The organism is Candidatus Thiothrix phosphatis (assembly GCF_035668035.1).
Lineage (GTDB): Bacteria > Pseudomonadota > Gammaproteobacteria > Thiotrichales > Thiotrichaceae > Thiothrix > Thiothrix phosphatis.
The window spans coordinates 20,978-30,126 of sequence record NZ_JAYMYJ010000011.1; the positions used below are offsets into that span (position 1 = coordinate 20,978).

Sequence of the window (9,149 nt, forward strand, 5' to 3'; positions counted from 1 at the left end):
ATGAGCAAACAAATCACCATTATCGGCGCAGGATTCGCCGGTTTGAGCGCCATCCGCCAATTGCGCAAACTCGACAAGGAGGTGGAAATCACCCTGATTTCACCACGCGCGGAATTGCATTACCTGCCCAGCATCATCTGGATTCCGAGCGGCCTGCGCAAACGTGAAGATCTGATTGTCCCGTTGGGCAATTTTTTCCGGCGCATGGACGTCAAATTCCACCAGGCCAATGTCACTGGCCTGTGCGATGGCGGGCGTGTTGTAACAACTGACAATGGCGAAATCGCCAACGACGCCTTGATCATTGCCTCCGGTGGCCGTTTCATCAAGAAACTGCCAGGCATCGAACACGCGATTACCCCCTGTGAAGGCATTGCCGCCGCTGAAAGCATCCGTGACCGCCTACAGGAAATGCAGGGCGGAACCATCGCCATCGGTTTTGCAGGCAACCCGAACGAACCCAGCGCCATGCGCGGTGGCCCGATGTTCGAATTCCTGTTCGGCACTGACACCTTGCTGCGCCAGCAAGGCCGCCGCGACCAGTTCAAGCTGGTGTTTTTCAGCCCTGCCCCCAAACCCGGCAACCGTTTGGGCGAGAAAGCCGTTACCGGTTTGCTGGACGAAATGAAAAAGCGCGGTATCGAAACTCACCTTGGCCACAAGATGAAAGGTTTCGAAGCTGACAAGGTGAAAACCGAAGGCGGCGAGTTTGCCGCCGACCTGATCCTGTTCATGCCCGGCATGACGGGTAACCTGTGGTTTGACAACACTGAACTGCCACGTTCCTCCGGCGGCCTGCTCCAGGCTGACCAGCACTGCAAGGTCGTGGGTTGGGACAAGGTTTATGTTGCGGGCGATTCCGGCAGCTTCCCCGGCCCGGACTGGATGCCGAAACAGGCGCACATGGCCGACTTGCAAGCCGAAGCAGCAGCGAAAAACGTACTGGCAGAACTGACAGGCCAGTCCGCTGACGCCACTTTCAAAGTTGAATTGATGTGTATCGTTGATTCCAACAACAAAGGCATTCTGGTGTCGCGCACTGAACAGAAAAACCTGATGTTGCCCAATTGCCGGGCATTCCATTGGATAAAACGTGGCTTTGAGTGGTGGTATCTGCGCCAGTACCGCTAAACAGCACAAAACTTCGGATAAAAGAAAACCCCGCAATGCGGGGTTTTCTGTTTCAAAGCCCCTCCCCCGTCTTACCAGGAGAGAAGCGTTGGAGCACGAGGGCAAATTACATCATGCCGCCCATTCCACCCATGCCGCCCATGTCAGGCATTGCCGGGGCGTCTTTCTTCGGCAGTTCAGCGACCATCGCTTCGGTGGTAATGATCAGGCCAGCGACAGAGGCTGCATTTTGCAGGGCTGTGCGGGTCACTTTGGTTGGATCCAGGATACCCATGGCGATCATGTCACCGTACTCGGAAGTGCGGGCGTTGTAACCGTAGTTGCCTTCACCGGCTTCCACTGCATTCAGCACCACGTCAGCAGACTCGCCTGCATTGGCGACGATCTGGCGCAGCGGCTCTTCCATTGCGCGCATGGCGATGGTGATGCCCATGTCCTGGTCGTGGTTGTCGCCTTTGACTTCGCCCACGGATTGCAGGGCGCGGATCAGCGCAACGCCGCCGCCAGGAACCACACCTTCTTCCACCGCAGCACGGGTGGCATGCAGGGCGTCTTCAACGCGGGCTTTCTTTTCTTTCATTTCAACTTCAGTGGCTGCACCAACCTTGATGACGGCAACGCCGCCCGCCAGTTTGGCGACGCGTTCTTGCAGTTTTTCACGGTCGTAATCTGAAGTGGTGACTTCGATTTGCGCACGGATTTGGTCAACACGGCCTTTAATGTCGTCAGCAGCGCCAGCGCCATCGATGATGGTGGTGTTTTCCTTGGTGATGACCACACGTTTGGCCTGGCCCATGTCATCCAGGGTAACCTGATCCAAGCTCATGCCGACTTCTTCAGAAATCACGGTGCCGCCGGTCAGGATGGCGATGTCCTGCAACATGGCTTTACGGCGGTCGCCGAAGCCAGGCGCCTTGACAGCAGCCACTTTCACGATGCCACGGATGTTGTTCACAACCAGGGTCGCCAGCGCTTCACCTTCGATGTCTTCAGCGATGATCATCAGCGGTTTGCCAGCTTTGGCAGCGCCTTCCAGCGCAGGCAGCAGTTCGCGGATGTTGGAAATTTTCTTGTCGTGCAGCAGGATGAAGGGGCTTTCCAGTTCAGCCGCCATGCTCTGCTGGTTGTTGACGAAGTAAGGGGAGAGGTAACCACGGTCGAACTGCATGCCTTCCACGACGTCCAGTTCATTGTCGAGGCCGGAACCTTCCTCAACCGTAATGACGCCTTCCTTGCCCACTTTATCCATGGCATTGGCAATGATGTTGCCGATGGATTCGTCAGAGTTGGCGGAAATGGTGCCAACCTGGGCGATGGCGTTGTTGTCTTCGCAAGGCTTGGACATGGCGTGCAGTTGTTCAACTGTTGCGACGACTGCTTTGTCGATGCCACGTTTCAGATCCATTGGGTTCATGCCTGCGGTCACGGCTTTCATGCCTTCACGCACAATGGCTTGAGCCAAAACGGTGGCGGTGGTGGTGCCATCACCAGCGGCATCAGAAGTTTTGGAAGAAACTTCTTTCACCAGCTGTGCGCCCATGTTTTCGAACTTGTCTTCCAGTTCGATTTCCTTGGCGACGGATACGCCGTCCTTGGTCACGGTTGGCGCGCCGAAAGATTTTTCCAGCACTACATTGCGGCCTTTAGGGCCCAGGGTAACTTTTACTGCATTGGCCAGAATATTGATGCCTTTCACCATGCGTGAACGGGCGTCATCACCAAAACGTACTTCTTTAGCACTCATCGATCTAAACCTCTATCAAATTTTTTGTCCGGGTGGGAAATCGCTTAACCTTCAACAACGGCCAGCAGGTCATCTTCACGCATGATCAGCAACTCTTCGCCATCAATTTTGACGGTAGTGCCTGCGTATTTGCCGAACAGAACTTTATCGCCAACCTTGACTTGCAGGGGAGCGCGTTCACCATTGTCAGCCAGTTTGCCAGGGCCTGCCGCCAGCACTTCGCCACGATCCGGCTTTTCAGTAGCACTGTCAGGAATGATGATGCCGCTGGCGGTTTTGCGTTCTTCTTCCATACGGCGCACTACAACGCGGTCATGTAAAGGACGGATTTTCATCGGATGTTCTCCTCGAACCAAAAGTAATTTAGACATTCAGGTTGTTATTAGCACTCTAGGCTAGTGAGTGCCAATAATAAGGTCGGGAGAAGCAAAGTCAAGGGAGGTTTGATGAATTTTTTGAGTCTGGACTTATCAGATGACTGTCATGCTCAGGCGGCTTTATTCGTATCCGCAACAACCCCACTTTGGATACGCTGGCGCAATTGCACCAAAGGAATGGGCCTGCCACAGTAATAGCCTTGAGCAAAATCTACGCCTATTTGCCGCAAATGTTGCAACGTGTCACCATCTTCCACCAGTTCCGCGATGGTCAGCAGGTTCATCACCTGCCCCACCTCGTGCACGGCCTTTACCATCGCCGCATCCACCGGGCTGGATACAAGGTTGTGGACAAAATTACCGTCGATTTTCAGATAAGTCAGCGGCAACTCACGCAGATAACTGAGAGAGGAAAAACCACTGCCGAAATCGTCCAGCACCAGATGGCAACCAAGGCCATGCAAGGCGTTCATCATCCGTTTCGCATGGACAAAATTGCTAATGGCGACAGATTCGGAAATTTCGAAACAGATCATTCCAGGATCAATCTTGAACTGTTTGATTTGTTGTTCAACGTAAGGGAACAGATGGGCGTCCTGCACCGATTGGGCGGAAAGATTAATCATCAGACGCGTGTCGACACAATGCTCGCTATTCGGATCACAACGGCAACCTGCCAACATTTCCAATGATTTGCGGATAATCCAACGGTCAATACTGGCCATCAAATCAAGACGGTCGGCAACCGGCAGAAAACTCCCTGGATTCAACAGCGCCTGCCGGAATGGCAAACGCAACAAAATCTCAAATTGTCGAAAAGACTTGGCATGTTCAGCTTTCAAAGGAACAATAGGCTGGGCAAACAGGATAAAACGGTCTTCACGGATCGCATCTTTCAGCAATTTACTCCAGTCATGCACCCGTTGGCTGGACATTTCTTCCCGCTTGTCTTCAGCGTGCAAAAAAACCTGGTTGCGCCCCAAAGCCTTGGCTGTATAACAGGCTTTGTCAGCATCCGAAAAAAGCTGTTTGATCTGGACATTGGCCGCTGGCATAAACTCCAACAAGCCAATACTGGCACCAATGGAAAATACTTTCCCCTCCCAGCTAAAACGAAAATTGCGCAGTTCGGTGAGAATGCTCTCCATGATATTGCGGCCTTTTTCCAGGCTGCAATCCTCCAGAAAAACAGCAAATTCATCACCGCCGATACGCGCCACCTTGTCAGAACGGCGCACCGCGTGCCGAAATATTTGGGCAACCTGTTTCAATAGCTCATCGCCCGCCAAATGACCGCAGGTATCATTGATAATTTTGAAGTTATCCAGATCTACGCTAGCCAAAACATGGGTTCGGGTAAGACTGGATGTATCATGTGCCAATTGCTCCACATATTGCTCAAAACTAGTGCGATTCATCAAATCGGTCAGTGCATCATGAGACGCTTGGCGGTATAAACGGTTAATAATTTTCCGGTCAGCTGTAACATCACGAAAAATAAACACAACAGCCTTACAATTATCCAAAATACAGGTTGTATTCAGCTCCACAAAGCGGAAGTCCCCCACACGGGGAATCAGCTTTACCTGCCCAAACTGCAATGGATGGTTGGAATGGCCCTGATTGGCTTCAAACGCCCGCTCTCCCAAAGGATTTCCCTGTAAATCCTCCAGTTTAAGAATTTTACTGACATGTTCGCCAAGCACCTTCTCCCGTGACCACAGAGTCAACTTTTCTGCACTGATGTTCATATAGGTGATCTTCCCTTGCTGGTCAGTGACAACCACACCACCCGCAAGCGCATCCAAAACCCATTCCGTATTCATTTGCTCAACGTTGTTATTGGACGCTTCCTCTGCAACACCCATTTCGATAACACCAGATTGTGTAATTAAATGAGCTGAACGGAGCTGTAGATAGACAAATACTCCCTGAAGCGCCAGAACCACCAGTAACAAATAAGGCATTATGACCGTTACAGTAGACAGATCATTCGTCATTGATACTGTATCGAATTGGCCACTGGACATTATCCAAATGGAGATGATGACCAACCCAACCAACGACAGGATTGGAACGAAAAACCGCATCAAATCCCCCTGCAAAATATGTTATGTCCGTAATAGTTATGATTAAATAGCAGCTCTGATTATATAGAAATAGCCCGTCTGACGCCACTCCGCCTGTCTGATAAAAAATCACCAAAACTGTGCGTTTGGTTTGTCAACGGTTCTTCGACACCAACTATTCATCGTGAATAATTTAACCCTCCACATTTAATTTTCCAAAAGACATACTTGACAATCACATTAAAGAAAAGGAATATATTTAAAATAAAATTTTCATCATAATGCAAAAGGAAAGGTGTTATATATGTCCGTTGATATTTCCAGCCTCAGTGTTGCAGAACTCGAAAGACTAAAAGGCAGCATTGACAATGCAATAGCTAACCGTCGTGATACTGAATTAACAGGCCTGCGGGAACAAATTGAAGAAATGGTGGCAAATGCTGGCTTTACGATTGATGAAGTGATGCAAGCCCGAACCAGCAAGAAACGAATAATCAAACCGAAGTACCGCAACCCAAACAATCCGGAACAGACCTGGAGTGGACGCGGTAGAAAACCAGCTTGGGTGGAAGAATGGACATCCTCAGGCCGAAGCTTGGATGAATGCCTGATTTAGATTACGTCCTACCTTTGCGGAGCCTGATTTAATTGGGCTTCGTTTTTATACTGGTTTACACCAAAAACAAGAAATATTTTATTCACTGGCATCATTATCGGTAGCTATAGAACTAATCACCTCCTGTTGCGTAGAAGCTACTATTGTTGCACAAAGCACACCTAAGTTTTGTTTTTTCAATAACTTCCCTCGCATCACCACGTAAAGAAATCAAGTCCAGGCAAAATGAAGCGAAGATGTTTTGCCGATCCCCCTCATTTACTCTACTATTACCCAAATCTAGGTAAACCACACTTAAAGATGACGGATTGTCTGCTTGTGATGACGGCCCTCCCGGATCAGGATACAGCCCGATCCGTTGCACATAGCTTGTTGGAGGAAAAGCTTGCCGCCTGTATCAACCTCATGCCAGCCATAGTTTCCTTTTATGAATGGAAAGGGGAAACCTGTGAAGACAGCGAGTGCTTGCTTTTAATCAAAACCCGCCAATCCTGCTATGGACGCATTGAAGCCTTGATTCATACACATCATCCCTACGAATTGCCGGAAATAATTGCGATGGAGATTAGCCACGGTTTGCCTGCTTACCTAGAATGGATTCACAAGAGCACCCAAGAATGAGAAAACTACTCTGTTTCCTGCTCCTGCTTGTTGTGTCCACACAAGCTTATGCACTCAAGCAGGAAGACTTATTGCCGCCTGATGAAGCCTTCAAGTTCAAAGCCGAAGCCATTGCGCCTGACAAAATAAAAGCCACATGGGAGATTGCAGATGGTTATTACCTCTATCGTGAACATTTTGGTTTTGAGCTAGAAAACAAGGATTTAACACTAGGGAGCCCTGATTTTCCCAAAGGTGACAGCAAGAACGACCCAACCTTTGGGACGATTGAGGTCTACCACCACAAAGCTGACGTGGAAATTCCTGTCACACGCGGCGAATCCATCAATAAAGCGGTGGAACTGGCCCTCAAAGTCAAATACCAGGGCTGCGCGGATGCTGGCCTGTGCTATCCTCCCCAGCGCAAAACCGCCACGCTGCAACTGGCGGCGGCAGACAGTGCAAAGCCGACAGAGCCTCCCCCATCCATGGAGCCGCCGCCTCCAACAACAGATACGGCAATTGCCCCACCAGCCCAGACCAGCAAACCCAATGCGTTATTGGACATCTTTCAAAAAGGCGCGAAGCCGTCTGGGCCGCTTCCAGTAGATCAGGCGTTCGCCTTTGAAATGACGGCCATCGACAAAGGCACGCTTAAAGCGCACTGGACCATTCAGCCCAATCACCATTTGTACCGCCCTAAAATCAGGTTCACCGTTAAAGAGCCGCAGGGTGTGGTGCTGGGGACTCCTGCATTCCCTACTGGTGAACAGGTTAAAGACGAATATTTTGGCAAGATTGAAGTATACGGCCAAGATATTGATGTCGAGATCCCCATTATCGACTCAACTGGCCTGCAAAAATTGGTGGTGGAAACGGAATACCAGGGCTGCGCTGACAGCAGTGGCGTTTGCTACCCCCCAGTGAAAAAAGACACCGAGCTAACGCTTGCCGACCTGCCAGAAGCAACGCCGCGCAAACAAGCCGAGCCTGCCAAAACAGCCACACCCAACAACGACACCACCTCGGAAGAAAACGCCATCTCCCTGCGCATGCAGGACGAAGGCTACCTCAGCACTTTGCTGTTCTTTTTCCTGGCGGGGTTAGGGCTGGCGTTTACACCGTGCGTCTTTCCCATGATCCCGATCCTGTCGGGCATTATTGCCGGGTCGGCCAATGACCTATCGCCACGCAAGGCATTCCTCCTTTCTCTGGCCTACGTACTGCCAATGGCACTCACTTATGCAATCGTAGGCATTATTGCAGGACTGAGTGGGGCCAATCTTCAGGTCGTATTCCAGAACCCGTGGATTATCGGCAGTTTTGCAGGTCTGTTTGTCTTGCTGGCCTTGTCCATGTTCGGCTTCTATGACCTGCAAATGCCAGCCAGCATCCAAAGCCGCCTGACTGAAATCAGTAACCGCCAACAAGGCGGCAGCTTTATCGGCGCAGGCATCATGGGTGTCCTCTCTGCCTTGATTGTGGGGCCTTGCGTCACCGCCCCATTGATTGGCGCCCTGGTTTACATCGCCCAGACCCATGATGCCATCCTTGGTGGGCTATCGTTGTTTATCCTAGGCCTTGGCATGGGCCTTCCCTTGCTGATGATAGGGACTTCCGCTGGACGGTTGCTGCCGAGGGCGGGTGCATGGATGGACACCACTAAAGCAATTTTCGGCATCATGATGCTGGGTCTCGCCATCTGGATGCTCAACCGTGTCGTCCCCACAGAAATCACCATGGCATTGACTGGCGTCCTGCTGGTCAGCTCCGGCATTTACATGGGCGCACTGGAAGGGGTGGATTATGAATCAGGCGGCTGGGGACGTTTTTGGAAAAGCTTAGGGCTGATCATGCTGTTCTATGGTGGCATGATATTGTTCGGAGTGGCCGCAGGCAGCAATAACCTGTTGCAGCCTCTCAAAGGCATATTCGGCGGCAATTACGCCAACACAGCAGCCGTTGCGGAAGCCAAGCTCAATTTCCAACGCATCAAAGGGCTAGCGGGTTTGCAACAGGCCCTAGAGCAGGCCAAAGCACAGAATAAAGCCGTCATGCTTGATTTCTATGCAAATTGGTGCATTTCCTGTAAAGAACTGGAACATAAGACCTTCAAAAATCCGGCTGTCATTGCTGAATTGAGCGACACCCTGCTATTGCAAGCGGATGTCACTGCTGACGATGAGCAGGACAAGGAGCTAAACAAGCATTTCGGTTTGTTTGGCCCTCCACAGGTTCTATTCTTCAAACCAAACGGCGAAGAAATCAAGGCGGTTCGTTTGGCGGGTTACGAAGCGCCTGAAGCATTTCTGGAGCGCGTTAAACGTTTCCGCCAAAGCCTCTTCCAATAATTCACCCAAAACACAAAGACAGAGGGGATAGATGACATGCAATCAAAAATCCCCTATTCTCCTCTTCCGTCGGGCAAGTGCAACCACCAGAAAAATTTACTGGCTAATGGGGTTTGATCAGCACGAGTTCAGCTATATTTTTTATACTACAGGCGCATACCGGGTGCCGGTATGCAATGGGCAATAAAAGCGTATCAACACTTCAGTTCTGGGATTTTACCGCACTAGCGGGAACAGGAGTTATAACCATGCGTAATAATA

7 protein-coding genes are annotated in these 9,149 nt (G+C 50.7%); 4 read left to right on the top strand and 3 right to left on the bottom strand.

Translation table 11 applies throughout. The features are described 5' to 3' along the window. Positions 1-1,131: an NAD(P)/FAD-dependent oxidoreductase gene (locus tag VSS37_RS00980; RefSeq protein WP_324692733.1), complete on the top strand. Its 1,131-nt coding sequence runs from the start codon at positions 1-3 to the stop codon at positions 1,129-1,131. A gap of 106 nt (positions 1,132-1,237) precedes the next feature. Here VSS37_RS00980 and groL read toward each other — a convergent pair whose 3' ends face one another. The 3 genes from groL to VSS37_RS00995 all read right to left on the bottom strand — a co-directional run bounded on the left by groL (position 1,238) and on the right by VSS37_RS00995 (position 5,342). Next, positions 1,238-2,875, bottom strand: a complete 1,638-nt coding sequence (gene groL, locus VSS37_RS00985) for a chaperonin GroEL (protein WP_324692734.1) — start codon at positions 2,873-2,875, stop codon at positions 1,238-1,240. 44 nt (positions 2,876-2,919) lie between these two features. After that, positions 2,920-3,210 carry a co-chaperone GroES gene (groES, locus tag VSS37_RS00990; protein WP_324692735.1) on the bottom strand — a complete coding sequence of 97 codons (291 nt, stop codon included), beginning with the start codon at positions 3,208-3,210 and terminating at the stop codon, positions 2,920-2,922. A 152-nt stretch (positions 3,211-3,362) separates the two neighbouring features. After that, positions 3,363-5,342 carry an EAL domain-containing protein gene (locus VSS37_RS00995; RefSeq protein WP_324692736.1) on the bottom strand — a complete coding sequence of 660 codons (1,980 nt, stop codon included), beginning with the start codon at positions 5,340-5,342 and terminating at the stop codon, positions 3,363-3,365. A gap of 283 nt (positions 5,343-5,625) precedes the next feature. Here VSS37_RS00995 and VSS37_RS01000 point away from each other — a divergent pair, with 283 nt between their 5' ends. From VSS37_RS01000 to VSS37_RS01010, 3 genes are all read left to right on the top strand, one after another. After that, positions 5,626-5,937, top strand: a complete 312-nt coding sequence (locus VSS37_RS01000; protein WP_324692737.1) for an H-NS histone family protein — start codon at positions 5,626-5,628, stop codon at positions 5,935-5,937. Between the two features lie 321 nt (positions 5,938-6,258). Continuing rightward, positions 6,259-6,558, top strand: coding sequence for a divalent-cation tolerance protein CutA (gene cutA, locus VSS37_RS01005; RefSeq protein WP_324692739.1), 300 nt, complete (start codon positions 6,259-6,261; stop codon positions 6,556-6,558). After that, positions 6,555-8,888 carry a protein-disulfide reductase DsbD gene (locus VSS37_RS01010; protein ID WP_324692738.1) on the top strand — a complete coding sequence of 778 codons (2,334 nt, stop codon included), beginning with the start codon at positions 6,555-6,557 and terminating at the stop codon, positions 8,886-8,888. The genes cutA and VSS37_RS01010 overlap by 4 nt, the downstream gene beginning before the upstream one ends. The last annotated feature ends 261 nt before the right edge of the window (positions 8,889-9,149 follow it).

What these genes read in the sequence shown, in the direction of transcription:
- VSS37_RS00980 (WP_324692733.1), top strand. Translation starts at nt 1, where the DNA reads ATGAGCAAACAAATCACCATTATCGGCGCAGGATTCGCCGGTTTGAGC.
- groL (WP_324692734.1), bottom strand. Translation starts at nt 2,875, where the DNA reads ATGAGTGCTAAAGAAGTACGTTTTGGTGATGACGCCCGTTCACGCATG.
- groES (WP_324692735.1), bottom strand. Translation starts at nt 3,210, where the DNA reads ATGAAAATCCGTCCTTTACATGACCGCGTTGTAGTGCGCCGTATGGAA.
- VSS37_RS00995 (WP_324692736.1), bottom strand. Translation starts at nt 5,342, where the DNA reads ATGCGGTTTTTCGTTCCAATCCTGTCGTTGGTTGGGTTGGTCATCATC.
- VSS37_RS01000 (WP_324692737.1), top strand. Translation starts at nt 5,626, where the DNA reads ATGTCCGTTGATATTTCCAGCCTCAGTGTTGCAGAACTCGAAAGACTA.
- cutA (WP_324692739.1), top strand. Translation starts at nt 6,259, where the DNA reads ATGACGGCCCTCCCGGATCAGGATACAGCCCGATCCGTTGCACATAGC.
- VSS37_RS01010 (WP_324692738.1), top strand. Translation starts at nt 6,555, where the DNA reads ATGAGAAAACTACTCTGTTTCCTGCTCCTGCTTGTTGTGTCCACACAA.